The following is a 26,356-nucleotide window of genomic DNA, read 5'->3' as shown; positions in this document are numbered from 1 at the left end:
TCGAGGGCATCTCATCGGCATCGATACGCATGCTGCATTGGCACAGCCAATTGGAAGCTGGTCCGGCAGCCAACCGATGCGTGCTAGGTGGGTTTAACCGGTGGTAAGCTATCAACATCGTCACCTCACACCTGAAGGATTGCCATGAAGCCGCTGTTCTCCGCCGAAGAAGAAGCGAACGCAGCATCCGCAGTGCCAGCAACACCGGCGCCGGCGCTGCCGCCATTGTTCAGTCCCGCCGGCACCGACACGCTGCCGGCATTGCGGCCCGAGGCGAGCGCGGCGCCGCTGGCGCGCGTTGATATCTCGGGCATTGACGACAAGGCCATCGAGTCCCTCGGCGGCGCCACCGGTGCCAGCGTGGCCAAGGTGTCGGCCAAGCTGCTGGGCACGGTGCGCGCCTCCGACGCCGACGTCTTCGGCGCACAACTGAACGAACTGATTGCCACCGCCAAGGGCCTCGATCCTGCCAAGCTGCGTTCTGGCGGCCTGATGGCACGCGTGACTGGCATGTTCGGCTCGGTCAAGGAAAAGATGCTGTCGCAGTACCAGGTGGTCGAATCGCGCATGGACACCTTGGTGACCGAAATGACGCGCCATGCCAACGTGCACCGCGGCCGCATCAATGATTTCGACGAGATGTACAAGGGCCTGGAAATCTACTACCAGGGCCTGGACGCCGACGTCAAAAAGGGCGAAGCATGGGCCGCCAAATTGCAGCAGGCTGTCGCGCAGCAGGCGGCGCCGGCCAACGCGTTCGAGGCGCAGCAGGCGATCGAACTGCGGCGCCGCCTGGAGCGGCTCGAAAAGCGCATCGATGACCTGCGCCGGGCGATGCTGATGGCCACGCAGATGGTGCCGCAAATCCGGCTGTCGCAGGACAATGCGCGCGCGCTGACCGACACCTTCACCGATATCGTCAACGTGTCGATCCCGGCCTGGCGCAACGTGTTCTCGCTCTACCTGCTGCAGCTCGAAGCCAAGCAGAGCGCAGCTGTGGCCAACGCCGCCTACGATGCGACCGACGCGGCCTTCCGCACCCAGGCCGACATGCTGCTGGAAAACACCGAGACAGTGGCCCGCGTCAAGCAGCGTTCGATCGTCAGCCTGGAAACCGCCCAGCACGTGCAGACGCAGCTGATGACCGCATTCGACAAGCTCGAGCAGATCTCGAACGAAGGCCAGCAGCGCCGCAAGGACGAGTTGCCGAAGCTGCAGGAACTCGAGCGCGAACTGATCACGCGCTTTTCGTCGGCATCAACGCCCGGCGCGCAGTAATCACGACCTGACCCATCACATTCATAAAGGAATATCCATGTCGACCACGCTCGAAACCGGCCACCGCATCAACCTCGAAAAGACGGCGCCGGGCCTGAAGCGCGTTCGTATCGGCCTGGGCTGGAAGGTCAATGCGGCCGAAGGCCAGGCGTTCGACCTCGATTCATCCGTCTTCCTGTGCAGGAAGGACGCGGACGACCACCCGGTCATGATCAGCAACGCCCATTTCGTCTATTACAACCACACCACGTCGCCCGACGGCGCGGTGGTGCACTCGGGCGACAACCGCACGGGCGACAAGGATGGCGACGACGAAGTCATCATCGTCGACCTGGCCAAGGTCGAAGCGGCCGTGGTGGAAATGCCGATCGTCGTCACGATCCACGATGCCGAGGTGCGCAAGCAGAATTTTGGCCGCGTCAGTGGCGCGTACGTGAAGGTGTACAACGACGACACCGGCGAGACGATCGCGCAATACGACCTGAACGAAGACTACTCGGACAAGACCGCGCTGCAGTTTGGCTCGCTGTACCGCCGGGATGGCGAGTGGCGCTTCCAGGCGGTCGGCGCCGGCTTCAAGCTCAATCTGGCGACGTTCATCCGCAAGCTGGGTGGCACGGTCTGAGGCCGACCCCGCGCGCTGCTCGCCCACCGTTTGCTGATGCCCAAGCCATTTGATTTCGGTGAGGCGGCCGAGGCGCCTCCCGATCCGGTGGAGGCGCCGGCCACGCCGCGCGCGCTCGATTTCGGCGACACGCATGCCGAATCGGCGCCGCCCGTGCGCCACAGCCCGCCCAGGCCGCTGTCATTCGACGACCTGCCAGCCGTCCCGGCGGCGTCAGGCGCTACTGCGAAGGCTGCGCCCAGGGCGCTGTTCGACAGTGAAGATCACCCGGCGGTGCGCGACGCGCTGGCCATTACCAGGGCCGACTATCCGGTCTTGTTTGCGCACGCCGAACAACGCTTTGCCGCCTTGTTCCGCCGCATCCTGCCGGTCAAGCTCTCTTTGGTAACGGAATGGGGCGAGGCGCCGCTGATGGAGCAGGCTGCATTGCTGCGGCCCGTGACCGAGCTGGTGCTGTCGTTCACGCAGATGGCGGTGCCGGCGTTGCTCGATGCTGCGCTCGAGACCACCCGCGCGCCGGCGGGCATGTTCGGCAAGCTGTTTCGCCGGGCGACGTCGCCCGTCGAATTCAAGCCGGCCTTGACGTCTGCCCGCGCGCAACTGGTGCAGCTGATCGCCGACAGCGATGTCGCCACGCGCAATCTGGAAGCGTCGGCGCAGAACCTGAGCCTGCATTCGGCCACGCTGGCTGTGGTCTCGACACTGGCCGGCGATTCGGCCGATGTTGCCTTGCTCGACGCGCTCGTGCAGCGCCGCACGCTGCTCCAGCAGGCAGTGCGCCAGGCCGAGCTGTCGATCCTGCAGATGGGGCAAGTCCGGCAGCAAGCTGCCGAACTCATCGGGCAGGTGTCGTCATTTCTGACGGTCACCTTGCCCGCGATCGAGATGGCCCAGGCGCAGGGCGGTAACTAGCCGCAGCTCAGCTTTTCTTCTGCGCCGCGATCCAGCGATCGGTCGCCGCTTCCAGCACGTCGAGCGGCACCGCGCCGTGCGACAGCACCTCGTTGTGGAAGGCGCGCAGGTCGAAGTCCTTGCCCAGCGTCTTTTCAGCGCGGGAGCGCAATTCGCGCAGCTTGAGTTCACCGATCTTGTAGCTCAGCGCCTGGCCCGGCACCGCGATATAGCGCTCGACTTCCTGCACCGCCGTCACTTCGTTCTGCGGCACGTTGTCCATGAAGTAGGCGATGGCCTGTTCGCGCGTCCAGCCTTTCTCGTGGATGCCGGTGTCGACCACCAGGCGCACGCCGCGCCAGATTTCGGCCGTCAGGCGGCCGATCCACTGCCACGGGTCGTCGTACATGCCGATTTCCTGGCCCAGCATTTCGCTGTACAGGCCCCAGCCTTCCGAAAACGCGGTGCTGCCGCCAAAGCGGCGGAAAGCCGGCAGGCCGGTCGTTTCCTGCGCCAGGCTGCGCTCGAAGTGGTGGCCGGGAATCGCCTCGTGCAGGAAGAACGCATTGGTGGTGAAGCGCGTGCGCGTCTCGGGCTTGTAGGCGTTGTAATAGAAGATGCCGGGCCGCTTGCCGTCGACCGAGCCGCGCTGGTACGACGCCGGCGCCGCGCTCACTTCGCGGAACGCTTCGACCGGGCGAATCTCGAACGGCGCTTTCGGCACATTCGCGAACAGCTGGCCTACCTTGGCCTCGACCTGCGGCCGCACGCCTTCATAGGCCGCCTGGATTTCTTCGCGCGACTTGAAGCGCAGCTCGGGCGCATTGTTCAGGTGATCGAAAAACTGCCTGAGCGTGCCCTTGAAGCCCACGCGCACCTTGGCTTCTTCGAACTGGGCGCGGATGCGCGCTACTTCGGACAGGCCAATGTCGTGGATCTGCGCCGGCGTCAGGTCGGTCGTGGTCGACTGGCGCGCGCGGAAGGCATACCATTCCTTGCCACCGGGCAGGGCGCCGATGCCGGCCGTGGTGCGGCCTGCTGGCAAATAGGTGTCGCGCATGAACGCGAGCAGCTTGCGGTTGGCGGGCGCGAGTTGTTCGCGCACCAGCTTGCCGTACGCATCGGTCAGGCGCGCCTTGTCGGCGGCGCTGAACGAAGCCGGGAATTTCTTCACCGGGCCCATGTAGGTGCTGGTCGCCAGATCATCGCTGCCGACACTCTCGAGCTGCGGCAAGACGCGGCTGATCAAGGCCTTCGGCATCACGATGCCCTGCTTGATCCCGAGGCGCATGTCGGCAATCACGTTGTCGACCGCCGGGGCATAGCCAGCAGCGCGCGCCAGCCAGTTGTCGTAATCCTGAACGGTCTGGAACGGCTGCGTCGAGGCGCCGGAACCCAGTTGGGCCATCATCAGGTGCAGGCCCGAGAACTGGTCCACCGGCACCAGATCGGACGGGAACCGCAGGCCGTCGAGCACCTGCTGCAGGCGATAGCGCAGCAAGTCGTAGCTGATGCGGTCTTCGGCCGGCAGCGGCGCCGGATCGAACTTGGCGCTGGCAGCGAGGTATTTTTCCGACAGCGCGCGGCTTTGCTTGCGCTCCTCGGCCGACGAGACAGGGCCGAAGCGATCGTTGTAGCGCGCGTCGCCGTTGAAGGTCGCGGCGATCGGATTTTCGCGCAGGTAGTCTTCCCAGTAGGCAGCGTACAGCTGGTTCATTTTTTCCGGCGTGGCCGGCGTCTTGACTTGGGCAATGGCGGGGAGGGCGGCGCACAGCAGGGTGCACAGGAGCAGGGGAAGCGAGCGGGTCATGGGGTCTCGTGGTGGTCGGGGCGATGCAAGAATAGCATGGGGCTGGCAGGGAATGACCGCGCAGCAGCGCGGGTCAGCCCGCGTATTGACCCGTCGTTATCGTCGCATGACGGTGATGGCACGACCTGCTTTCGGTACACTCGATGCACGTACAACCGCGGAGCACGACATCATGATGAACAGTTTGCCGGATCAATTTCATGCGCTGGTCATCGGCGCCTCGGGGACGATCGGCGCGGCCTTTGTCGATCTGCTGGAACAGTCGCCACGCTGCGCTTCGGTGCGGGGGCTGCATCGCCAGTCGACGCCCGCGATCGACTTCGCAAACGAGGCCAGTGTTGCCGACGCGGCGCAGGCGCTTGCCAACGGGCCGCGCTACCACCTGATCGTGAATGCGACCGGTGTGCTGCACGACGGCGCAACGATGCCCGAGAAGCGCCTGGCCGACCTGAACTATCCGCAGATGCAGGCAACCTTCATGGCGAACACCTTTGGTCCGGCGCTGGCCATGCGCCATTTTGCGCCGTTGCTGGCAGGCGAGCGCGCCATCATGGCCATGTTGTCCGCCAAGGTGGGCAGCATCGGCGACAACCGCCTGGGTGGCTGGTACAGCTACCGCGCTTCGAAGGCGGCCCTGAACATGCTGATAAAAACCGCGGCGATCGAAGTGGCGCGCACGCAGAAGAACAGTGTGCTGGTCGCCCTGCATCCGGGGACCGTGAATTCACGGCTGTCGAAACCGTTTCGTGGTGAGATTATCGGGCGACCGGCCGAGGCCGCTGCTGCCGACATGCTGCAGGTACTCGATGCGCTGACGCCGGCCGACAGCGGCTCGTTCAGGTCGTACAACGGCGCTGAATTGCCCTGGTAGGGAAGGTCAGCCCGTCAGCTGTGCCACCGGCACTGTCGTCTCGATGCGCAAGGCACCATCGGGGCTGCGGGTAGCGATGACGACGTCGCCCTGTTCGACGTACTTGCCAACCAGTGCGCGGATGTTTACGTCATGGGTCACCAGCACCAGGTTGCCGGGATCCTTGTACTGCGCCAGATAGGTGCGCAGCTGCGCCAGCTTGCGCTCGCGCGCCGCATCCTCATCCTGGAACATTGAGTCAACCATCTCGCTGGGCTCGACCCGGCCAAACGCAAGCCGGGCGGTATCGACGCAGCGGCACCAGTGGCTTGACAGCACCGGGCCAAGCGGCACCCCATGCTTGCGAAAGGCTGCGCCGATTTTGGTGGCATCCGCGCGACCCGACTGCGACAGGTTGCGCTGGGTACTGCACACGCCGAGCTTGAAACCGGGCGGATCGCCGATACCCGGCACCGTCGCGGCATGGCGCATCAGGATGACGTAGCCACCGCGCTGGAGCAGCGGCCATGGTGATGTGGCGGCACCGGCAACGGGCGCTGCGCATGCCGCCAGTGCGGCCAGAAAGTGGCGTCGGTCCATGGGGGCTCTCGGTGGCGGGGCCGGTTGAATGATCAGATGGTACGCATCACGCTGTTAAAAATCACTTTCCTGGCGCATCCAGGAAGAAGATGGCGTAGACCTTGGCGCCGGATTTCTCGGTCGGCTTGTCGATCTGGATCTGCGCGCAGTCCTGCGCCACCAGGCTGCGCCAGTTGACGACGCCTGCATTGGCAAACACCGAATTGACCTTGCACGCCAGGCTCATGTCGAGCGCCAGGCGGGCATTGCGCTGCTCTGCTTTTGCGTAGTTGACGCCGCGGATTTCGATGCCGAAGGCGCTCATCCATGGTTCCCACAAGCCCAGTTCCACACCTTGCGCCATGCGGCCCAACATGGTCTCCAGCGACAAGCCTTTCTTGACGACGGCGCGCAGCAATTGCAGTGACGGCGCCTCGCGGATGTCGGTGCTGTGCTTGCCTGCGCCGCTGTCGCCGATGGCCTTGAGCTCCTTCGAAAAGGCGGCGTCGCGCTCGGTGTAGTCGCGCATGCGCTGGTAGAACTCGACGTCGAGGAAGGGATTTTCAGTCCGGCCGGCGGGCGTCTCGGCTGGCTGGCGGGCGGAAGGCTGTTTTTTATTGGTCATGGCATTGGCTTCGGAGTTTAAGGGCGCAGCATACCACTGAGCGCCATCCGGCTTGCATGCAGAGCGATGCGATTGCACCTTCTGCACGCGTCGCCGCCCGTTGTCGGCGGCGCTCAGCCCTTACTCTTTGCGTTCCTTGAATTCACCTTCGATCACCATATCGTCGCTGCGTTCAGGCGGGCGTCGGCCAGGCATGAACTTGAAGAACGACGAGGACACCCGATCGAACAGGGTCTTGCGCAACCACGGGAAGGCAACGAGAAAGGTCGTTACAAACCCGGTGAACAGGGCTGGCACGTACTCGCCTTGCCACACGAAGTACAGCAGGCACAGTGCAACCAGAGTGATGATCAGTGGCCGGCGGACAGGCTTGGGCAGCAGGCCGACGAGGCGCAGCTTGCCCTGGCTAACCGAAGGAAACCTGGCGAACAGAATACCAAGCAGCAAGCCGGCCAAGAACCGGCCCGTGCCGAGATACTCGGCCACGACCCCGATCACGAGGTAGCCGGTATAGGTGATCGTGCCAGCCAACACTGCCAGCAGCGCCACTACCAGGGCAAGCACCAGTTTTGGCTTGCCGATTGCCATTTTGACGAGAAAGCCGAGGATTTGAATACTCCTGCAAATAAATAGGGAAAGAACAGGGAAAGATTGTCGCAAATTCTAACAGCCTGCTGGCGATGTCATCCTTAAGCCGCGCGCGCCAGCGGCCCGTGCTTATCCGCCAGCAATCGCGCGCAGGGAAATCCCCGTGATGTAGGCGCCATAGGTGCCCAGTGCATAGCCCAGCACGGCAAGCAACACGCCTACCGGCGCGAGCGCCGGGTGGAAGGCGCTGGCAACCACCGGCGCCGATGCTGCCGCGCCGATATTGGCTTGCGAGCCGACCGCCATCATGAAGAGCGGTGCCCGGATCAGTTTGGCCATCAGGATCATCAAGCCGCCGTGGAACGCGATCCAGATCAGGCCCAGCAGGAACAGCCAGGGGCGATCGACCAGAGCACTCAGGTCCATCTGCATGCCGATCGTGGCGACCAGCACGTACAGCATCACTGAGCCGATACGCGAAGCCCCAGCGCCTTCGAACGTGCGGGCCTTGGTAAAGCTGAGCAGCAAACCGATGGTGGTGGCGATCACGACGATCCAGAAAAAGCCCGACGTCAGGCTGTAATCCTGCAGGCGCCATTCGGCGGGCAGGGACGTGATCCACCCGACCAGCAGCTCCGACAGAAAATGGGACAGGCCGGTTGCGCCCAGGCCAATGGCAAGAATCACCATGATGTCGGCCAGCGTCGGAATCCGCGCATGCTGCGCCTGGTATTGCTCGATGCTGTCCCGCAAGCGGTTCAGCGCCGTGAGGTCCGCGCCTGTCCAGCGATCGAATACCCGGGCGCGGCTGGCAAGGAACAGCAACACGGCCGTCCACAAATTACCTACCAGCACATCGACCGCGACGAACTGGCCGAACATCGTGGCATCGACGTCGAAGACCTCGCGCATGGCGGCCTGGTTGGCGCCGCCGCCAATCCAGGACCCGGCCACCGTGGTCATGCCGCGCCAGGTGTCACCGGCCACTGTCTCGGGATGGATCACGCGCATGGCCTCGAACGACACGAGGGCGCCAAGCATGACGCCAACCGTGCCGGTCAGGAACATGATGATTGCCTTGGGACCGAGCCGCACGATCGCCTTGAAGTCGATTGCCACGCACAGCAGCACGAGAGAACTGGGCAGCAGATAGTCGCGCGCCATCGGGTAGAGGCTTGAGGCCGCACCGTCGATGATGCCAAGCGTGTTCAGTAGCGAAGGCAGCAGGTAGCACAGCAGCAGGGCGGGTACATAGCTGTAGAACTTTTTCCAGAAACCATCCGGGCGCGCTGCGGTCCACAGGACGGTACCGAGTATGGCGGCAAGCATGCCGAACACGACGGCATCGTTGGTAATCATGGCAGCAGAAACAGGCGGCATGCGCGCTCCAGGTTATTCGCGTCAGGGACCGATGACGAGCATGCAACGTGCATCGTATTGGTCGAAGAGCAACGAGTATCGCCGGGTGCAAGGGTGTCGTCAACGTCATGGACGCTGGCAGCCGGTAGTGTCAGTACAGGCATGCCGCTTAGTCTGTATTGCCTGGTTGGTCTGCGCCCGGTCCTGAACTAGTCGCCGCAGCGCTGCCATGGCTGGACGTGCACCTATCTAGGAATCAACACCTTTCCGATGACATGAATGACGCCGTTGCTGGCGCGGACGTCCGTTGCCAGGATGGTGGCCGGCACCGCCGTAGTGTCGGTGATCGTCAGATTGCGGTTGATGGTGATGGTCTGGGCCGGGACCGTTGACCCGTCGAGGGCTGTCGTCGCCAGAGTCGCCACCGGCGTGCCGAACGGTATGGCAGTAGACAGGACCTGTGCCGGCAGCACGTGATACGTCAGGACCGACGTGAGCTGTGACCTTGTCAGGCCCGTGGGTGCCGAGGCGAATGCGGCATTGTTGGGTGCGAAGACGGTAAAGGGGCCGCTTGCACTGAGCGCAGGTGCCAGACCGGTTGCCACGACTGCGCCGACGAGCGAGCTGAAAGATGCCGGATTGGTCTGGGCCATCTGTACGACATTGAGCACGCCGGGTGGTATCAGGACCTTGTCGATCCCGTGGATGATGCCGTTGTCGGCGTACACATTGGCCGTCGTCACGCTGGCCCTGGCCAGGACGGCGTCGGTGAATGCCACGCCGGATGACGTGTTCAGTGCGAGCCGGGCAGCTGCGCCGTCGAAGACGTAGGCTGTTGCGAGGGTTGCGCCGGCAGTGCTTAGCGCCGCCGAGGACCTGGCCCCGGGGATCACATGGTAGCGCAGTATCTTGCCCAGGTCGGCCGCTGGCAGTGCCGCCACCATGGCGCCGGCGTTGGCAAAGCCGAGCTGTGTCGCCAGTGCGCCGAAGGCCGCGTCGGTGGGGGCCAGAACCGTCAGGTCGGCATTCGCCGCGGTCAATGTACTGGCAATGCCTGCCTTGTCGACTGCCGCCAGCAATGCTGTGAAACCATTTTTTTGAGCGACCTCGGCGACGTTGCCGAGATCGTCGTCACTGCTTCCACAGGACGACAGAAGAACCGCCAGACTCAACGCACCCAGCCACTTCAAGACAGATCTCATGGTTGCACCTCCGGAATGAACGTCCTTTTTGGACTGGAGTTCATCCGTTGGAGTTCCGCTTCAGCGTGCAACCGATGGTCGGGATCAAGCAGATACGGTGTAACTTGACGTCGCTACATCAGCTTTTCCATGGAGTTACCGGCCCGGGGATATTGCATCCTCGTCTGGCAACCCCATGCCCCGGCGGTACTGGGATTACGTCAATTCCTGGCGCGCCGGCAGCTTCCAGTCCGGGCGGATGAAGTGGCAGGTGTATCCGTTTGGAATGCGCTCCAGATAATCCTGGTGTTCCGGTTCGGCTTCCCAGAAAGGCCCCGCTGCAGCGATCTCGGTGACCGCCTTGCCGGGCCAGAGGCCGGAGGCATCGACGTCGGCAATGGTCTGCTCGGCCATCTGCTTTTGTGCATCGTCGAGATAATAGATGGCGGAGCGATAGCTCATGCCCCGGTCATTGCCCTGGCGGTTCGGGGTAGTCGGATCGTGGATCTGGAAGAAAAATTCGAGAATCCGGCGATAGCTGATCTTGCTTGGATCGAACACCAGTTCTAGCGCCTCAGCGTGCGTGCCATGGTTGCGGTAGGTCGCGTTGGGCACGTCGCCGCCGGTGTAGCCGACGCGCGTGGACAGCACGCCAGGCATGCGGCGCAGCAGATCTTCCATGCCCCAGAAGCAGCCTCCGGCCAGGATTGCGGTTTCAGTTTGCTGTGTCATTGAGTTCCTTTGCTTGGATAATCGTGAGTCGATAACGTCTATCTTCCCACGTTGACGCGTTCGTCGTCGCACCTGCCTTCATTTTGAAAAATGACAGCGTCGCAGCCCAGCGGCGTCGTTGCATTCAACAGGCCAGGCAACGACGCAGGCGACGCTGCTTGCCACATCGACGTACCGGGCCTTAAACATCAGCGAGCAGCCAATTGCAGACTCAGGGATTGTTCAACGTGGCGCTCATCGCGCGCATAGGAAAGTCCGGTCGCAGCAGTGGTGCGTGCGCCGCCCAATGCGCTCAAGATCAGTTGCGCGGCTTCCGCTGGCGCATCCCAGTGTGGAAAATGGCCGCAGCGATCGAACCAGTGCAGTTGAGCGTCCGGGAACATGGCCAGTGCCCGCTTGGCCTGCCAGGGGAAGCAAACCCGGTCACGTCGTCCCCAACCAATGACGAGCGGCTGCGTGATGCTGTTGCGGGGCGCACCTTGCTGCTCTTCGCCATAGGCAAGCTGAGCGAGCATTTCGTCAAACACCGGCGAGGCCACATAGCTGCACAATTCATCGGTCACGATGTCCGGGGCCAACTTCGTTGGCCGGGAAGAGAATTGCGCCAGCAGCAAAGCGCGGCAGACTGGATTGGCGCAGACCGCCGGCAACACGGGGCGCAGCAGCCGCAGCAGCCGGATCGACAGGTAGATCGAGCTGAAGAACGCGTGACGCTCCCATCCCTGCCAGAACCCGCCCGGATTGAGTGCCACCGCGCCGCCAATGATGCCACCGCGCCGCGCCAGTTCCAGCACCAGCCGCGCACCCATCGAGCTGCCGACTGCGTCGATCCCCGTCAAGCCATGGGCCTGGAGAAAGGCAGCGGTTTCATCTGCCAGGGTGCCGATCGAGGTTTCGCCAGCCAGTCTTGGCGTCTGGCCAAAGCCGGGGAGGTCCACCGCAATGACTTCGCGCTTGGTCGCAAGATCAGCCAGGATGGGATTCCAGCTCTGCCAATGACCACCGAGGCCATGAATCAGTAGCAAGGGCTTGCCGGTACCGCAGCGAATGTAATGCATGATCGATCTCCCATCGCACGGGTGTGCGTACGAGGCAAGCGTACCGCAGCGTGCAGGACGACTGCGCCCGTTAGGAATGCTTGCCGGTGTTGATCTGCTGGAAATGGACCGGGGCAAAGAGTGCCGCATCCACAAACAACAACGCCACCGGCAGCGGGGTGGCGTTCGTGAATGATGTCCTTGGTAACTCGCACCGGCATCAAAGCACCGACGCAAGGGAAAGATTGTTCGCAATGTTAAAAATTAACCTTGATCTCAAACAGAGAGTTGATCTACTTGCAGCGTCAGGGGAGGCATATGATGAACTCGATGATCACCCAAAGAGAGGACAGGTAGGTAGCGGCTATGGCTGACCATTCTGCCCGGCGACGGTCTCTTCTGATCAGCAGCGTAGCGGCCGGCACCGCAATACTGGTGCCGGCGCAGATCGATGACGCTCCGCCAAGAATGGAAAGACGCGGCAAAGTCGGCGATATCGGTGACGCCGTGGTACCGCCTGCCATCGTCAATCTCGCTGAATTTGGCGGCACACCGGGCGCGGGCAGAATCCGCCTGATCGACGCATTCAACCAGGCTTTCGCTGCGCTGACAAAGAGTGATGGCGGCACACTGCTCGTCCCGGCCGGCGTCTATGATTTCGGCAGGTACGCAGAGCACGCTTATATTATCTTGTGCCGAAATCTGCGTAACGTCGCCATTTCAGCCTACGGTGCCACCTTCATGGCGACGACGTCGGCCAAGGTTACACCTAATATGTTTTATTTTTCCAATTTCTATAACATCACCATAGCGGGAGCAAGCTTTATCGATCCAGGCTTTAATGCGTCGACTAACTGGCAAGGCATGTACTGTGTTGGCATTCAGGCGGACCGGGCAAGTAGCGGATTCAGGCTGGTCGACTGCTATGCCGAGAGGGTGGTTGGGTTATTAGGCTCGAATAACAATGCGGCGAGCCGGAACTATCTGTCGAATGTCAGTGTGCAAGGTGAGGTTCGTTATTCGTACTATGGCGTCGGCGTGAGTTTTATAAGAGAAAACGTCAATGTCGGGCTGGTTTGCCACAATGTAAGACGCGCACTCGTTGCCTCATCATTGAAAAACGCGAACTTCGTGATTTTCGCGTCCAGCAGTTCCAATTGGCCTGGGAGCAATGGATTGGTTTCGCTGGCGACGAGCGGCGCCAGTTCAGGTAACGTGGAAAACGTTCGGGTTCAGGTGGATGTCTCTGGCGCATGCATACACAGCGCCTATATCCATTTCTATCACCAAGGTCACGAAGTTGCCGGGTATATGCGCAACATCGATGCGACAGTCAACGTGATCGATTCGGATTCGACAGGAACGCTGTTTTTGTTTGATCATGAAATCGATGGTGTTCAATCAACGACCCGACGTACCTGGGATCGCATCTCGCTGCATGGAACGGTTTCGCGAAATTTCAGAGGATGCATCATCGTCAATACGTCGGTGCCGATGTCGCCTGGCGTCATCTATCTGGATCGTCACCTCGCGCAATCCCGAAACTGCAAGGGCCTTGGTTCAGGTTGCAACACCTCATTTGTTTTATTGAAATGAAATCAGCCAGTTACGCGCAGATTGACATTAAATAAGGGCCCGTCCTTCCAGCTAAATAAGCTGGTGCCAAAGAGATCTCGATATTGCGATGTAACCGCTGATGAGTGGAATTCCGGCTTGCGTCGTCAGCAAATAAAAAACAAAGTTCTGGCCTTCTGGAAGCGTGGCATGGATAGTGTAGATAAACCACATTACAGACCTGACATCGACGGCTTGCGCGCAATCGCCGTGATTTCGGTCGTTTTGTTCCACTTGGATAAAAAGCTCGTTCCAGGTGGCTTTGTCGGGGTAGATATTTTTTTCGTAATCTCCGGCTACCTGATCACGTTAATTTCTTATAGAAAAATACGGGAAAAGCGCTTTACATTTTCTGACTTCTACCGGCGCCGCATCAATCGAATTATTCCCGCGTTAGTCACAATGCTGATTTGCGTCGTGATTGCAGGCTTGATTGTTCTTTCGCCAGCAGATTTGACAAGATTGGTTAAAGGCGCGGCGGCGGCGATCGCTGCCGTGTCCAACGTGTATTTCTGGCGTGAATACGGAAACTATTTCAGCAGCGGAATCAGTGAGGCCCCGCTGCTTCACACCTGGTCCCTGGGCGTCGAGGAGCAGTTTTATATTGTTTGGCCAATGATCCTGCTCTTGCTGGCACGCTTGAGGGGGCTGGCAAAGTTGATCATAATCCCGCTCAGCCTGGCAGGTGCTGTTGTGATTTCCGAAATCGGTGTCCGGACTGCCGCTTCAGCATCGTATTACCTGCTGCCTACTCGGTTTTTTGAACTTGCAATCGGTAGCTCACTGGCTATTTTCGTTGTCGAGCAGGGCGCATTCATTACACGTCGAGGGGCAAATCTCTGTGGAATTGCCGGTCTCGTACTGATGTATATCAGCCTGTTCGTTCTATCAGACGTCACACCATTCCCTGGAGTTAACGCGCTGTACCCCTGTATCGGTACTGCGCTACTAATCGCAGCAGGTGCAGAGTCGACGAGTTTGACTACGCGCATACTTTCCACCAAGCCCTTCGTGCAAATCGGGCTCATCTCTTATTCCCTTTATCTTTGGCATTGGCCACTGATCGCGTATGCCAATTACCTGGAAGTCAAGATCACTTTATTTTCCGGCGCGATCATTTTTCTGTTCTCGATCATCCTGGCATGGCTGACATGGAAGTTCGTCGAAGTTCCATTCCGCCATACCGGTGCGTCCATGAGCTGTTTCAGGACCACACTGACTCGTTATGCGGCCCCGTTTTCTGCAATTGCGTTAGCATCATTCATTGTGATCGCGAACAATGGCTTTCCCAGCCGTGTCGACTCCCGCGTGGTTGCATATGAGAATATCATCGGTACGGCACCAGAGAAATTGCATGAGCGATGTCATTCGTCAAACTTCTTTTACCGGCGCGAACCCCATCCATCATGTCTTCTTGGCGTTCTGGATAAGCGCGCCGATCTTCTTCTGATCGGTGACTCCTATGCAAACCATTTTACGGGCATGGTGGATGTGCTGGCAAAGCAAGACAGGCTGACAGTGATGCACTATACGATGGATGGATGCTTGCCTGTCAAGGGAATGGGCTTCGGATCGGGTTCTTCTTATATCGAAAAATGTCGGTCGAGGAATAATGTTAGCTATGAATTTATTGCATCCCATCGATTCAAGTACGTCCTGCTTGGGGCATCGTGGCCGAATAGTGGGACGGCTGAAGATTTTGCGCGGCTTCACAAGGGCCTGCAGGATTCGCTAATCAGTATTTTCTCGGCTGGCGCCAAGCCGATTGTCATACTGAATAACCAGGGAACAATGAATGCACAATGTCCGATACGACGCCTGCTGACGGGGAGCACAAAAAATTGTGAAAAGGCACCAGAGCCGAACGGCAAACAGTGGCAGATGTTTCAGGCACTTAAACGTGAATTTCCTGATTTGGTGTATATCGATCCAAACAAGGTAATTTGTGGCAAGGGGATTTGTCATGCGATGATCGGCAACGTGCCGCTGTATCGTGACCGCGGACACTTGAACGACATTGGTTCCCGGCTCATTGGAAAAATACTGGTCGAGAAGGGGATACATTTAACACTGGGCGATGCATCGCCCAGCTTGTTTGAATCGACTGAAACGATGACCACCAATTAATAGGACAACCTGCCCAAGCTGCCGGTCGCACGCATCAACAGACCGCTTTGCTGGTGAGTGCGGGCAGGCCAGTCATGGCGCGGCCGAGAAGGAAGCGTGGGATGGAAACTTTTTGTGCATCCACTCGCGGTTCAGCTGCAAAGCGGTGACGACGTCTTGCGGCAAGCTCTCAAGAATGGCCGGATCGTCGCTCGGTGTGTCGGCCAGCAGGCTGGCCAGGTGGATGATTGCACCGAGTTTGCTGAACGGGTGGGCGGCCATTGGGTCGGATGCGCTTTCTAATGCGCTCACAATGACGACTGGGAAATTCCAGCGACGACAAAGTTCGGCGGTAATGTGCCCCTCCGAAAAGCCCAGCAGTCGCGTTTCGCGTTCCCATCGTCCGCCCGGCAGGTGGGGCTGCTCCTCGATCTCGGCAAAGGTTGCCGGCGCCGCCTGGTAGATCAGCAGTTCGCCAAGCCGCATCATCATGCCTGCGAGCCAGGCATCCTGGCCATCGTCGCCCAGGCAGAATGCCAGCCACTTGGCGTAGCCGGCGCACGCCATGCTGCTTTTCCAGAACTCGTCGGTATCGAGGCCCGGCAGGTCCGGGAAGGTTTCGGCGAAGCAGGCAGCCAGGGCCAGGGTGCGCACGTGCCCAAGGCCCGCCATGGCGATGGCATCGTCGAGTGACGTGACACCACGCGCAACGCCGAAGCGGGCGCTATTGGCCAGGCGCATTAGTTTGGCGGTGAGGGCGGGGTCGCGCGCAATGATCGCGCTGATTTGGGTGGCCGACGCATCCTCATCATCAAGAGTTTTGATCAATGCATGGGCAACTTCTGAAATGACGGGCAATTTTACTGCATGAAAAAACGACGATAACTCGCTCATGACAATTCTCCAACAGAACATCGCCGCTGCGACAGGTTGACGGTCGCGCGATGGAATGGCATTGAAATTTCACGATAGCATAGTTGTTTCTCTTGGGAACTAGTCCAGGAAATTATTTCCTGGACCGGACACAAGGATTGCGGATGCCAGAAAGCCCGCTTGGTCTAGTCTATGCGGTAAGGGCCTTCGCGGCCAGCGTCGCCGCGAAAACGCGGACGATTTCCTGGGGATTTTGCCGATCCAGTGCAGTGGGATGGGGCGAGGAAACCGCCCTGTGTCGTTAGCGAAACAGGGACTGAAAGCCGCTGCAAATTCTTCGGAGCACGCCGCCAGAACGTGGCTTGCAGCGCCAATGTCGATAGCGCCACCCGCCACACCAAAGCCTTCTTTCACCATCTTCGTACCAGGCATGAGACCTCACCATCGGCGGGACAGGTAGTTGCATCCATATGCTACGGAGTGTTCACAGGGAAATTAGCCATGGCTCACTGGTACGTGCGCTTTGTCGCCCCTTGCATTCGCGATTCAATGATCACGTGCCTCCTCATCGATTTTTGAGCTGGAAGCAGTGTCGCGCATAAACCAGCAAACGACCAACGTGCAAGCAATAACGCTGGTGACATACCAGTAGAAGCCGCTTTCCAGATTGATCGACTTGAACCACAGTCCCACATATTCCGCCGTCCCGCCGAATATGGAGACAGCGACTGCATACGGTACGCCGACACCAGTGGCACGAATGGATGCGGGGAACAGCTCGGCCTTCACCAGGGCGTTGATCGACGTATAACCCGAGACGATGAGCCAGGCACATGCGAGTAGGGCAAATGCTTCCCATGGGCCGGACGCATTACGGATAGCGGTCAACAAGGGCACTGTGAAGATCGTTCCGAGCAGGGCAAAGGTTACCAGAAGCGGACGGCGGCCAATCCGGTCCGAGAGCGCGCCGTACAGCGGCTGCAGGCACATGGCGAAGAGCAGCGAGCCGGCGGAGACGGCAGTGGTTTGTCCATCGGTGAGTCCAACCGAAAGTCGCAAGAACTTCTGCATGTACACGGTGTACACGTAGAAGGCCAGGGTACCGCCCATCGTGAGTCCGACAACCAGCAGCACCTCTTTTGGATGCTGTGCCAACTGCTTCAGACCGCCCATTTGCTTGCCTTTCTTGCGTGCGGCCTCGAACGACTGGGTTTCGGGCATGTCATGGCGCATTAACAGCGCGACGAGAGCAAGCAGGGCCCCGATCACGAACGGAATACGCCAGCCCCATGCACGCAGCTGTTGATCGTCGAGAAAGTAGTTTTGCAGGACCAGCAGCAGGACCAATGCCAGAAGCTGGCCACCGATCAAGGTGACATACTGGAAGCTTGCATAAAACCCCCGTCGTTTTGAATCTGCCATTTCGGAGAGATACGTCGCGCTCGCACCATATTCGCCCCCCAGGCTGAGGCCTTGCAACAGACGCGCCAACAGCAAAATGCATGGGGACAGAATGCCCGCCGTGGCGTAAGTCGGCGCACAGGCGATCAGCAGGGAACCCGCGCACATCAGCAGCACGGACGCCATGAGCGCAACCTTGCGGCCATGCCGATCACCGAGATGACCGAAAAGGACACCACCAATCGGACGCACGAAGAAACCCAACGCAAAAATGCCCGCAGTGGACATCATCTGGGCAGTGGGATCTTGCGAAGGAAAGAATGAGTTTGCGAAATACAATGAAAAAGCGGCATAGCAGTAAAAGTCGAACCATTCGACCAGATTGCCTGACGAACCAACGAAGATAGCGCGCAGCCTCGCGCCGGAAATTTTCTCGACGGAGTGAGGGAGGGAGGTGCCACCCGGCTTGCTTGTGACTGTGTTCATGGATTGTCTCCTTTATTATGAAGAGTCACAGTGTGGTCATCCACCTGGCGTCGAGCATCCGCAATTCCATCGTGTGCTTCTGCGTAGAATTACGGATGGATTTTTATGCGGTTCGTGCAACCGTGAATGTCCGCTGTTCAGAGAGTTATAGTCTGCGATGGGAATCTGGTTGAACCGACGTCGAGTGTTTTACTTCCTCGCAGCGATTGGCGCGATCATGTTGATCGTCGCCTCGGGACGCTGGGCCGAACGGCTTGAGCTGGAAGTCAAAACCAACGCACTGCGGCAGGCTGCAGCAGCGCAAGCGCTGGGTCTGAGGGGGCTGGTAGAGAAGCATGATTTTCTACCCCACGCAGCCGCGCGCCATCCTGATGTGCGTGATTTGCTGCGCGCGCCTGAGGATGCAATGTTACGAAGCAGAGTCAACGATTATTTCGCTGACATGCAACGAACGACTGGTGCTTCTGCGCTGTATTTGATCAACGACGCAGGACTGACAATCGCTACCAGCAACTGGAATTTGCCGTCGAGCTTTCTCGGCCACTCGTATCATCAAAGGCCGTATTTCGAAGATGCAATGCGGGGAAAACGCGGCATATTCTACGGGCTTGGCATGACGACGGGTCAGTCAGGATTATTCATCGCCGAACCTGTCACGTCGGCTGGCAAGATTCTTGGTGTCGTCGTTGTTAAAATCAGTCTGGAGCCACTGCAGAGCACTTGGATCGCCAGCAGTGATCCCGTCATGTTGCGAGATCGCCATGGCATCGTTTTCCTGAGCAGTATTCCGGACTGGCTGTTCCATAGCACATCCGCTGTCTCTGCTGCCAACGTGCGCTGGATCGCGGAGCACGTTCAATATGGCAATCGAAAACGTTTTGACGTCTTGCCATGGCGCGTCGAAGCGTCACGAGACAAGGATAGTTTTGTCCTGCACACGACGCTGAAGGGGCAATCCGCAAGGCTGCTGGCGGTGGATACGCCTCTGCCCGAGCTGGGGTGGACGCTGACGGTCACGTCCAGTATGAAGGAAGTGATCCAGGCACGTGAGGCCGCAGTGATGCTCACGGCACTCATTGTCACGCTTGTTTTTGTCGGCACCCTGTACTGGCGCCTGCGAGAAAACCGTTTCGCGGAACAACAATCGGCGCGGGTGGAGCTTGAGCGCCGCGTCGAAGAGCGTACCCGTGACCTGCAAAAGGTACACGCATTCCAAAAAGCCATGGAGAACTCTCTGCTTGTCGGCATGCGGGCACGCGATCCCGAAGGCAAGATCATCTACGTCAATCCTTCCCTTTGTGCCATGACTGGATATAGCACTGAAGAACTGCTTGGGTGCCGGCCGCCATATCCTTACTGGCACCCCGATGACCTGGAAAAACAGGCACGAGAGAGCGCTGCTGCGCTGCAAGGGCAGGCGACCCCGCACGGATTCGAATCGCGGATTCGGCACAAGGACGGGCACGATGTGATCACGATGGTCTACACCGCCCCGCTTGTCGATGCACAGGGGTTGCACTGCGGCTGGATGAGCTCGGTCGTCGACATCACCGAGCAAAAGCAGGCTGAAGCGCGCCAGCGCGAGCAAGACCTGCGACTCCAGCGCAGCGCCCGGCTGGCAAGCATCGGCGAAATAGCATCCACCTTGGCCCATGAACTCAATCAGCCACTGATGGCACTCTCCAATTTTGCCATTGCAGCGCGGGCGCTTGCTGCACAGGGATCGTCCGACATGCTTGCTGACGCGCTAAACGAGATCGTCGGCCAGTCGACACGCGCCAGTGAAATCGTCAAGCGGGTACGTACTTTTATTAATCCGCAACGGGCGCTTTATGAGAAGGTATCCATCCTGACCATCATTTCGCACGCAGAAACGTTGTTGAAGCCAGAATTGCAACGTAATGGCGCGTACCTGTCCATATCGCCAAGCGATTCTGGAGCATTGGTACGGGGAGACCAGGTTCTGCTCGAGCAAGTGATCGTAAATCTGATTCACAATGCCGTCCAAGCCATCTGCCATCTTCCGACGCAGTATCGCTGCATCGAACTGGCCGTCGAGCATACTGGGCAGGCGGTACGCCTTACCGTTTCAGACCAGGGCCCTGGTATTCCGATCGAGCGCCTAGACCAGGTTTTCACACCTTTCTACACCAGCAAGCCAAATGGTCTGGGACTCGGATTAAGTATCTGCCGTACGATTGTTGAGGCCCACGGCGGTACCATCACTGCCGAAAACAGCCCAGGCCGCGGTACTGCATTTTCTGTGACACTACCAACCGTATGATGAAAGATATTCCACTTACCCTATACGTGGTCGATGACGATGAAGCTCTACGCCGATCCCTGCTATTGCTCCTGTTTTCACAAGGATTGGCGGTGCAGGCGTTCGACTCTGGCGAGTCATTTTTTGATGCGATCGATATGCGTCAACCCGGCTGTGTGATACTTGATTTGAGAATGGGTGGCATGAGCGGCTTGTCTGTCTTTGAACGGCTATCGGCCGGACATAGTCCGCTTGTGACATTGTTTCTATCGGCTCATGGGGACATCTCGACTGCGTTGGAAGCAGTGCGGCGCGGCGCCTACGATTGGGTGGAGAAGCCAGATACTCAGCAGCTCCTCGAAAAGCTTCCGGCTGCGATAGGACTTGCCCGATCCCGCGCCCAGGCATTGGGACAATGGGCGCAACTAACGCCTCGCGAACGCGAGGTCGCTCGCTTGGTTGGCGTTGGCGAACAAAACAAAAAAATCGCGCGCGTTCTTGTTCCACCGTGTAGTTCACGTTCTGTCGAAACCCATCGGGCGAATATCTTCAGTAAATTGAACTGCCAAAACGATAACGAACTGGGCCGATGGTTATCAGCACATCCCTGGCTCGATTAACCGACAGCGTCCACTGGTTGCGCATGGTCACGACTGTCGTTAAGCAGTCATTTCGTATGGTGTTTGGAATATTTCGGCACGCGTTAAATTATTCGCCAACGCCGCATTATGACGGTGTTCGTAGCCAGCCAGTTGTTACCTGGCGGCTGCGCCTAGAGCCGTTGCCCGCGAAGGATTTTCCTGTCTGTAAGTACGCTTCGGGTGAATGACCAACCGCTTGACCAGATCTTCCAGCGCTTTGCTATGGTACAGGTCCATGCACTTCAGGAAATCGAACCTGACTCCCTTGATGTCTGATTCGACGAGCGGATTAGAATAGTCCCGCGCCAGATAGCGGTTCACCAGCGACTTGACCGCATTGGGACTCTCCTCCATATCGAAGTAGGTCCAATCACGCAAGGCATTGGCACTGCTTCCAGCATCAGTGGCCGCACCCGTGTCATTCTGGTAAGCCTGTGTCATACAGGTTGCCAGCACCATGTCCTTATAATTTTGTGCATAGGTACGGGCGCCAGCCTGTGGAGAAATGAGGGCTTGATCGGCGGCGTGGACTGTGAATGACAGCAATGTGGAGGTCACCAGCGCCAGGCACAACGGGATCGACTTCATCGCAGGCCCCAGAAGTTCGCACGGTCCGTGCGATATTTCGCTTCCGGCTCATTGAAGTAACAGTGGTCATAGCAGGATTGGCCGTTGAAAAGGGTGGCATGCCCCTGCGCATCCGACCAGCCAGATACCTCAAACAGAATGACACCTTTCTTGCCAACCAACGCGCCGCCGCCGGAAGCAGGATATTTCACAACCTCAGCTTTGCCCCATTGCTGTTTCAGAAAACCAATCAGGTCCCGTACACGGAAGAAGTATTTTCGCCCGTCCGCCCCGGATACTGTCTGTCCGAGAATGCTCGGAATCATCAGGCCTGCCTCGCCAAGGAGATAACTCATCCGCACGGCGCAGGTGTTATTCCAGCGCTGTTCAGCAGTGGAATGATTAATATTCTTCTCAACATTTCCTCCTATCACCTTTGCGACCCTGGCGCCCGAATTGACGGGGTCATAAATTCGATGCGAAGCTGCCCATGCAGCAATAAAGGAGGGGCGAGGCATTTTGTTTATCCTTGTTTGAGATTGCTGTGCGCGTGATCAATTGCGTTTGCCAAACTGATGCTGGAGTGTCCAGTTCGCAACTTGCTTACCGAGCTCGGCTCCAGCGAGCGTCGAGTAGCGGAAGTGCATGCCGCCGTAAATGCGGGCGATCCTGCTTTCTTCGGCGAAGGCGTCGGTCTTCGTGTAGGTACGCGTGGTGCCAGTCACGGTGCTGTCGAAACTGAAGCTGACTTTCTCGGTTCCATAGTATTGGCGCAGCAATTCTCCCAGTGCGCCGGCGGTGCAGGAGTGCGCGGCCGGATATTCTGGGTGGTTCGGCGTCGGCATGCTCGGCATCCAGCCAGGATCGGGGACGGTGGCGGGATTGTTGTCGGTATCGGCCAGCGGGATCGCGCTGAGCGGGCGCCAGGCCTCATAAAAATATTTGGCCTCGAAACAGGCTCCGATTGCATCGGCATAACCGACGTAGATGATCGCCATCAGGCGCGCGGCATCGGCAACGTCTGGGGTGGTACGGGCGAATTTACCGAAATTGCGCGTCAGGAAAATTGCCGGCGCTTCGGTATGGAAGCGCGCTGTTTCGAACTGGGCGGATGTGCGCGTGGCACTGACAGCGCCGCCCAGTGCCTTGACCTCGTTCAGGTCGGTCGCATAGGCCACGCTGTCGAGCGCGGGCGGCGCCGGTGGGCGGAACTGCGAGGTACTGGTCAAGGTGAAGGGACGGATAGAGGGGAAGAAGCGGCTGACGGGATTAAGCCCGCGAAATGCTCCTGGTGCGGTGCCAGGCACGTACGGGGCGAGGGCGATCGCACGGCCGTCGTTGCTACGGTTGGCAACGATCGCCGCAGCCACCTCGGCTCCCAGCGCCAGGCCTCTTGTTTTCGCTTCGCCGGCGGGGATGGTCGCGACATAGCTGTCGTAGGCCGCCTGGTACTGGGCGGTGCGGTTGGGAAACAGGGCGCGCAACACGCCGTAGGAGGCGGCGCTGACGGCCGCGTCCATCGATGCGCCGGGCGCCGTCGACATCGACGTCCCCTGCAGGAAAGGCTTGTAATGCCCGTCGATGGCGCTGACCGCATCGTAGATCGCCAGGTGCATGGTGGCCAGATCGGTGGCGAAACTCGGACGCTGCTCCTCGGGCGTCGTGGCGACGGCGGCGCTGGCGTTGACGGTGGCGGCGCCGACGTCGTGCCAGTACGACACGGCATGATTGTTGGTCGGATCGAGGATGATGTCGTCCCGCTCGTTGTGGCCGCAGGCGGCGAGCAGCGCGACGAGCAAGGCGGCGCGGGCAAAAAGCGTTAGATTGGGGCGGGCGCGAAGGATCAGCATGACGTTCTCCTTGTTAAGTATCTGGAGAGCTCGCAGGGGTCGCTTGCTTGATGCCGTCACAATTGGTGAGCTCTATTCATCATAGCGCGACGATATTGCGGTCACCATGCCGAACGTAGTACGCAATGACGCAGCGTAGGGAAGGTCGAAATAAGTTCTACGACGGGGAGAGGCGGACGATTCGGTCGAAACGTCGCAGTCCGGGACCGTTTGTTTCGAGTACCGAAATGGACCGGACGCAAGGATTGCGAACCGAAGAAACGACAACGCCAACCTGCATCGGTTGGCGTTCGATTTGAGACTGTTCCTGGCGCTTGCCAGGCGCGTGTTATTACGGGGTTGGCTGGGTGATGCTGTTCTTTTGAAGGGTAACGGCGGTCTGGGCCAGCAGGCGTCCGTTGACCGATGCGCCGGTTTTCACAGCGACCATTGTCTTGGCCAGCATCACGCCTTCAAAGTGGGCGGTGGTGCCGATCGACACCGCGCCGGCCGACTGCCAGAAGACGTTCTTGGCCAGTGCGCCGCCCTTCAATGTGACACGGGTTGCGCTGGCCTGCTGGATGCCACCGGCAACCTGGAAAATCCAGACGTCGTTTGGACTGCCTGCCAATGTGACATCGGTCGAGATCTTGACATCGGTACCCCATTTGTACAGGCCCGGCCCCAGCGTCTTGCCGCCAATTTCGCCGGAACCCAGTTCAGTAAAGTCAGGATTGACCCGGCCGGCCGCATCGGTGTAGGCCGCTTCCATGTCGCTCACCGCCGCAGTCAGCAGGGTAGCTGCCGTCACGCTGCACGGCAGCGGACCGGCGGCATCGACAGTGTAGAGGATGCCCGCGGCAATTTCTCCACAGGTCAGTCCGATTGCCGCGCCGGTAATCGGGCTGGCGCCAATGTCGCCGTTAATCACCGAAGCGTAGACATTAGTGATGCCAGTTTTGCTCAGAAGCGCAAACGTCCCCGCCGAGCCGAGCTTGACTGGTGCCTGAATACGGGACGAGTCGCCCGCGCTTGCAATTCCCGGCGCCGCCAGCAGGGCGCTCAGGATCGTTGCCATCAGGATGGCTTGCGGCTTGGTAGCGAATCGTTTCATTGTTTTTCCTTTTTATGATTTGCGCATTCAGAGCCTGGTTTTTCAGGGCAGAGTGAATTCGCCGGCGCTAAGACCGTTTGCATACAGCCGTTTATACAGTTCCTATCAGCAATCCCTGTGACTTAGCGTACATAGTTACAATTATTCCAAATGGAGGTTACGGCGTTTGCCGGGCGTCGGCTGGGATGTCGTACCTGAAAGCAAAAACGCCAACCTGCATGGGTTGGCGTTTTGTTTGACACTGATCTTGGTGGCCCGGGGCGGAATCGAACCACCGACACAAGGATTTTCAATCCTCTGCTCTACCAACTGAGCTACCAGGCCAAGGGCGGCGAATAAACCAAACTTTTTGCTTTTTGCAATCCCCTGTTAGTTTTCCAGATGCCTATACCTGACTGACTGATCAGCGAAACTCTGCATTGAGAGAGGAAATTTTGCTTTAAGGCAAAACTGTTTTTCCGGGCCGATCCAGAATACGCTTTCCCCTGCCTTTGTCGACACATCAGCTACTGCAGATTAATAAAGTCAATCTCAAGGAGGTAATGTGCATCATCACTACAAGTTGATCGGCCAATTCCGTTGGTACCGGGTGTGGGTAGCAATGATGGTATTGCTAGCAATGGGCTGGAGCGCTGCAGCTGGTGCTGCGGTTCCTGCGCTGTTACAGGTGGCGGAAAAATACATATCATGTAGCAAACCCATCTTGCGAGAGCACGGACATTACACTAGCCAGGGAAGAGGGGGATTTGGCGCAGTCATCCAAGGCGAGCCCGTTTACTTTGATCTGGCTGACCGCATTCTTGTCGCGTTTGACTCAGTTAACCATGCTGAGACCGTGGTACATCTCAAAATCGATCGGCCCTTAGTAAACGAGTTCAACGAGCAAGCAGTCTGGCGCGAACGCATGCTTCAAGATGTCGCAGATCGTTCAGGGGTTGTCTTAGACCGTAGCTCGCCCCGTGCGGGAATAACGCTCTTCACCATCAATAAGACTAGTTTGACTGGCAAGTTTGCTGGTCAGTCCATGCTGATAGATCAAGATCGGAACGTCATGGTCGAATGGGACTGGAACATCCTTGAGCGCTATCGTGGACCCAACGATGTGAAAGCCTTGCAAACGGAAGTGTGGAAGTACCTGATTCCTTGCCTTGACTGAGGGCAGGGCGCGAAGTCCCATAACAAAAAACGCCACCCGAAGGTGGCGTTTTTTTTGTTCTTGGTGGCCCGGGGCGGAATCGAACCACCGACACAAGGATTTTCAATCCTCTGCTCTACCAACTGAGCTACCAGGCCAAGAGCGCGCAATTATAGCAGCGTTTGTGGCAAGCAGACAATCCTTCCGCGCCGACCCTCAAGCCTTGCTGCTGATCCGCTGCGCATGATCGCGCTCGAGCGCCAGGCGCAGGTCGCGGCGTCCCTTGGCTTCTTCAAAGCGGCGTACTTCGTCCGGCGTCGCCGGCACCAGCGGCGGGATCGAGGCCGGCTTCTTGTCGTCGCCCACCGCCACCATCGTGAAGAAGCAGCTGTTCACATGGCGCACGGCCTTGCTGCGGATGTCTTCGGCAATCACCTTGATGCCGATTTCCATCGAGCTGCGGCCGGTATAGTTCACCGCAGCCAGAAAGGTCACCAGTTCGCCGACATGGATCGGCTGGCGGAAGGTCACCTGGTCGACGCTCATCGTCACCACATAGCGCCCGGCGTAGCGGCTGGCACAGGCATAGGCTGCCTGGTCGAGCAGTTTCAGGATGGTGCCGCCGTGCACGTTGCCGGAGAAATTGGCCGTGTCGGGCGTCATCAGCACTGTCATGCTGAGCTGGTGGGAGGGCAGGTTCATGGTTGAATCAATGCAAGTGGCTGGCTGAGTGCTGATGTTGCCTTAGAAACTGCCGCGCGGCAAGGTCAGC

The 26,356-nt window shown here is 59.0% G+C and carries 24 protein-coding genes and 2 tRNA genes; 9 read left to right on the top strand and 17 right to left on the bottom strand.

The window, feature by feature from the left end; genetic code table 11:
* Positions 1 to 144 precede the first annotated feature (144 nt).
* The 3 genes from HD842_RS09615 to HD842_RS09605 are packed head-to-tail and all read left to right on the top strand — an operon-like array spanning position 145 to position 2,815.
* Entirely contained in the window at positions 145 to 1,278 is a 1,134-nt protein-coding gene (locus HD842_RS09615) for a toxic anion resistance protein (protein ID WP_183553852.1), read from the top strand.
* Positions 1,279 to 1,315: 37 nt separating this feature from the next.
* A complete protein-coding gene (locus HD842_RS09610) occupies positions 1,316 to 1,903 on the top strand; it encodes a TerD family protein (protein WP_183553850.1) in 588 nt (195 codons plus the stop codon).
* Between the two features lie 36 nt (positions 1,904 to 1,939).
* Positions 1,940 to 2,815 (top strand): hypothetical protein, encoded by an 876-nt coding sequence (locus HD842_RS09605; RefSeq protein ID WP_183553848.1) that lies wholly within the window; start codon positions 1,940 to 1,942, stop codon positions 2,813 to 2,815.
* 7 nt (positions 2,816 to 2,822) lie between these two features.
* Here the strand turns inward: HD842_RS09605 and HD842_RS09600 are convergent, their stop codons facing one another.
* Complete coding sequence (locus HD842_RS09600) at positions 2,823 to 4,604, bottom strand: DUF885 domain-containing protein (RefSeq protein WP_183553846.1); 1,782 nt, start codon at positions 4,602 to 4,604, stop codon at positions 2,823 to 2,825.
* A gap of 175 nt (positions 4,605 to 4,779) precedes the next feature.
* Between HD842_RS09600 and HD842_RS09595 the strand changes: the two genes are divergently transcribed.
* On the top strand, positions 4,780 to 5,475 hold the full coding sequence (locus HD842_RS09595) for an SDR family NAD(P)-dependent oxidoreductase (RefSeq protein ID WP_221290497.1): 696 nt from the start codon (positions 4,780 to 4,782) through the stop codon (positions 5,473 to 5,475).
* A gap of 6 nt (positions 5,476 to 5,481) precedes the next feature.
* Here the strand turns inward: HD842_RS09595 and HD842_RS09590 are convergent, their stop codons facing one another.
* The 7 genes from HD842_RS09590 to HD842_RS09560 all read right to left on the bottom strand — a co-directional run bounded on the left by HD842_RS09590 (position 5,482) and on the right by HD842_RS09560 (position 11,576).
* Positions 5,482 to 6,054 carry a histidine phosphatase family protein gene (locus HD842_RS09590; protein ID WP_183553841.1) on the bottom strand — a complete coding sequence of 191 codons (573 nt, stop codon included), beginning with the start codon at positions 6,052 to 6,054 and terminating at the stop codon, positions 5,482 to 5,484.
* A gap of 61 nt (positions 6,055 to 6,115) precedes the next feature.
* Complete coding sequence (locus HD842_RS09585) at positions 6,116 to 6,658, bottom strand: hypothetical protein (protein WP_183553839.1); 543 nt, start codon at positions 6,656 to 6,658, stop codon at positions 6,116 to 6,118.
* A 120-nt stretch (positions 6,659 to 6,778) separates the two neighbouring features.
* Entirely contained in the window at positions 6,779 to 7,246 is a 468-nt protein-coding gene (locus HD842_RS09580) for a hypothetical protein (protein WP_183553837.1), read from the bottom strand.
* Positions 7,247 to 7,375: 129 nt separating this feature from the next.
* Positions 7,376 to 8,626: a DUF819 family protein gene (locus HD842_RS09575; protein WP_221290427.1), complete on the bottom strand. Its 1,251-nt coding sequence runs from the start codon at positions 8,624 to 8,626 to the stop codon at positions 7,376 to 7,378.
* Positions 8,627 to 8,850: 224 nt separating this feature from the next.
* Positions 8,851 to 9,807: a fasciclin domain-containing protein gene (locus HD842_RS09570; protein ID WP_183553835.1), complete on the bottom strand. Its 957-nt coding sequence runs from the start codon at positions 9,805 to 9,807 to the stop codon at positions 8,851 to 8,853.
* A 195-nt stretch (positions 9,808 to 10,002) separates the two neighbouring features.
* Positions 10,003 to 10,518 (bottom strand): peptide-methionine (S)-S-oxide reductase MsrA, encoded by a 516-nt coding sequence (gene msrA, locus HD842_RS09565; protein WP_183553834.1) that lies wholly within the window; start codon positions 10,516 to 10,518, stop codon positions 10,003 to 10,005.
* 188 nt (positions 10,519 to 10,706) lie between these two features.
* On the bottom strand, positions 10,707 to 11,576 hold the full coding sequence (locus tag HD842_RS09560; RefSeq protein WP_183553832.1) for an alpha/beta fold hydrolase: 870 nt from the start codon (positions 11,574 to 11,576) through the stop codon (positions 10,707 to 10,709).
* A gap of 345 nt (positions 11,577 to 11,921) precedes the next feature.
* Here HD842_RS09560 and HD842_RS09555 point away from each other — a divergent pair, with 345 nt between their 5' ends.
* Both HD842_RS09555 and HD842_RS09550 read left to right on the top strand, forming a co-directional pair.
* Positions 11,922 to 13,151, top strand: a complete 1,230-nt coding sequence (locus tag HD842_RS09555; protein ID WP_183553830.1) for a hypothetical protein — start codon at positions 11,922 to 11,924, stop codon at positions 13,149 to 13,151.
* A gap of 117 nt (positions 13,152 to 13,268) precedes the next feature.
* Positions 13,269 to 15,296, top strand: a complete 2,028-nt coding sequence (locus HD842_RS09550; protein WP_183553828.1) for an acyltransferase family protein — start codon at positions 13,269 to 13,271, stop codon at positions 15,294 to 15,296.
* Between the two features lie 72 nt (positions 15,297 to 15,368).
* Here HD842_RS09550 and HD842_RS09545 read toward each other — a convergent pair whose 3' ends face one another.
* Both HD842_RS09545 and HD842_RS09540 read right to left on the bottom strand, forming a co-directional pair.
* The gene (locus HD842_RS09545; protein WP_183553826.1) at positions 15,369 to 16,169 is read right to left on the bottom strand and encodes an HDOD domain-containing protein; all 801 of its coding nucleotides are present in this window, start codon (positions 16,167 to 16,169) and stop codon (positions 15,369 to 15,371) included.
* Between the two features lie 525 nt (positions 16,170 to 16,694).
* Positions 16,695 to 18,035, bottom strand: coding sequence for an MFS transporter (locus HD842_RS09540; RefSeq protein WP_183553824.1), 1,341 nt, complete (start codon positions 18,033 to 18,035; stop codon positions 16,695 to 16,697).
* Between the two features lie 217 nt (positions 18,036 to 18,252).
* On the opposite strand from HD842_RS09540, the gene HD842_RS09535 reads away from it, so the two are divergent.
* Both HD842_RS09535 and HD842_RS09530 read left to right on the top strand, forming a co-directional pair.
* Positions 18,253 to 20,319, top strand: a complete 2,067-nt coding sequence (locus HD842_RS09535; protein WP_229424698.1) for a sensor histidine kinase — start codon at positions 18,253 to 18,255, stop codon at positions 20,317 to 20,319.
* Positions 20,316 to 20,918, top strand: a complete 603-nt coding sequence (locus HD842_RS09530) for a response regulator transcription factor (protein WP_308638315.1) — start codon at positions 20,316 to 20,318, stop codon at positions 20,916 to 20,918. The genes HD842_RS09535 and HD842_RS09530 overlap by 4 nt, the downstream gene beginning before the upstream one ends.
* A 135-nt stretch (positions 20,919 to 21,053) precedes the next feature.
* Here the strand turns inward: HD842_RS09530 and HD842_RS09525 are convergent, their stop codons facing one another.
* The 5 genes from HD842_RS09525 to HD842_RS09505 all read right to left on the bottom strand — a co-directional run bounded on the left by HD842_RS09525 (position 21,054) and on the right by HD842_RS09505 (position 24,773).
* Positions 21,054 to 21,527: a type VI secretion system amidase immunity protein Tai4 gene (locus HD842_RS09525; protein WP_183553820.1), complete on the bottom strand. Its 474-nt coding sequence runs from the start codon at positions 21,525 to 21,527 to the stop codon at positions 21,054 to 21,056.
* A complete protein-coding gene (locus HD842_RS09520) occupies positions 21,524 to 22,024 on the bottom strand; it encodes a type VI secretion system amidase effector protein Tae4 (protein WP_183553817.1) in 501 nt (166 codons plus the stop codon). Before HD842_RS09520 ends, HD842_RS09525 begins: the two co-directional genes overlap by 4 nt.
* A 36-nt stretch (positions 22,025 to 22,060) precedes the next feature.
* Positions 22,061 to 23,356 (bottom strand): vanadium-dependent haloperoxidase, encoded by a 1,296-nt coding sequence (locus HD842_RS09515; protein WP_183553815.1) that lies wholly within the window; start codon positions 23,354 to 23,356, stop codon positions 22,061 to 22,063.
* A gap of 331 nt (positions 23,357 to 23,687) precedes the next feature.
* Positions 23,688 to 24,449, bottom strand: a complete 762-nt coding sequence (locus HD842_RS09510; RefSeq protein WP_183553813.1) for an ice-binding family protein — start codon at positions 24,447 to 24,449, stop codon at positions 23,688 to 23,690.
* 248 nt (positions 24,450 to 24,697) lie between these two features.
* Positions 24,698 to 24,773, bottom strand: a tRNA-Phe gene (locus tag HD842_RS09505).
* Between the two features lie 220 nt (positions 24,774 to 24,993).
* Here HD842_RS09505 and HD842_RS09500 point away from each other — a divergent pair.
* A complete protein-coding gene (locus HD842_RS09500; protein ID WP_183553811.1) occupies positions 24,994 to 25,605 on the top strand; it encodes a hypothetical protein in 612 nt (203 codons plus the stop codon).
* A gap of 61 nt (positions 25,606 to 25,666) precedes the next feature.
* On the opposite strand, the gene HD842_RS09495 is transcribed toward HD842_RS09500, so the two are convergent.
* Positions 25,667 to 25,742: transfer RNA gene (locus HD842_RS09495), tRNA-Phe, on the bottom strand.
* A 58-nt stretch (positions 25,743 to 25,800) separates the two neighbouring features.
* Positions 25,801 to 26,286, bottom strand: a complete 486-nt coding sequence (locus HD842_RS09490; protein ID WP_183553809.1) for an acyl-CoA thioesterase — start codon at positions 26,284 to 26,286, stop codon at positions 25,801 to 25,803.
* Positions 26,287 to 26,356 lie beyond the last annotated feature (70 nt).

Source organism: Massilia aurea (assembly GCF_014200505.1).
GTDB classification, from domain to species: Bacteria; Pseudomonadota; Gammaproteobacteria; order Burkholderiales; family Burkholderiaceae_D; genus Telluria; species Telluria aurea_B.
Note: the sequence above shows the minus strand (reverse complement) of the source record. Positions and strands in the feature narration are given on the sequence as shown.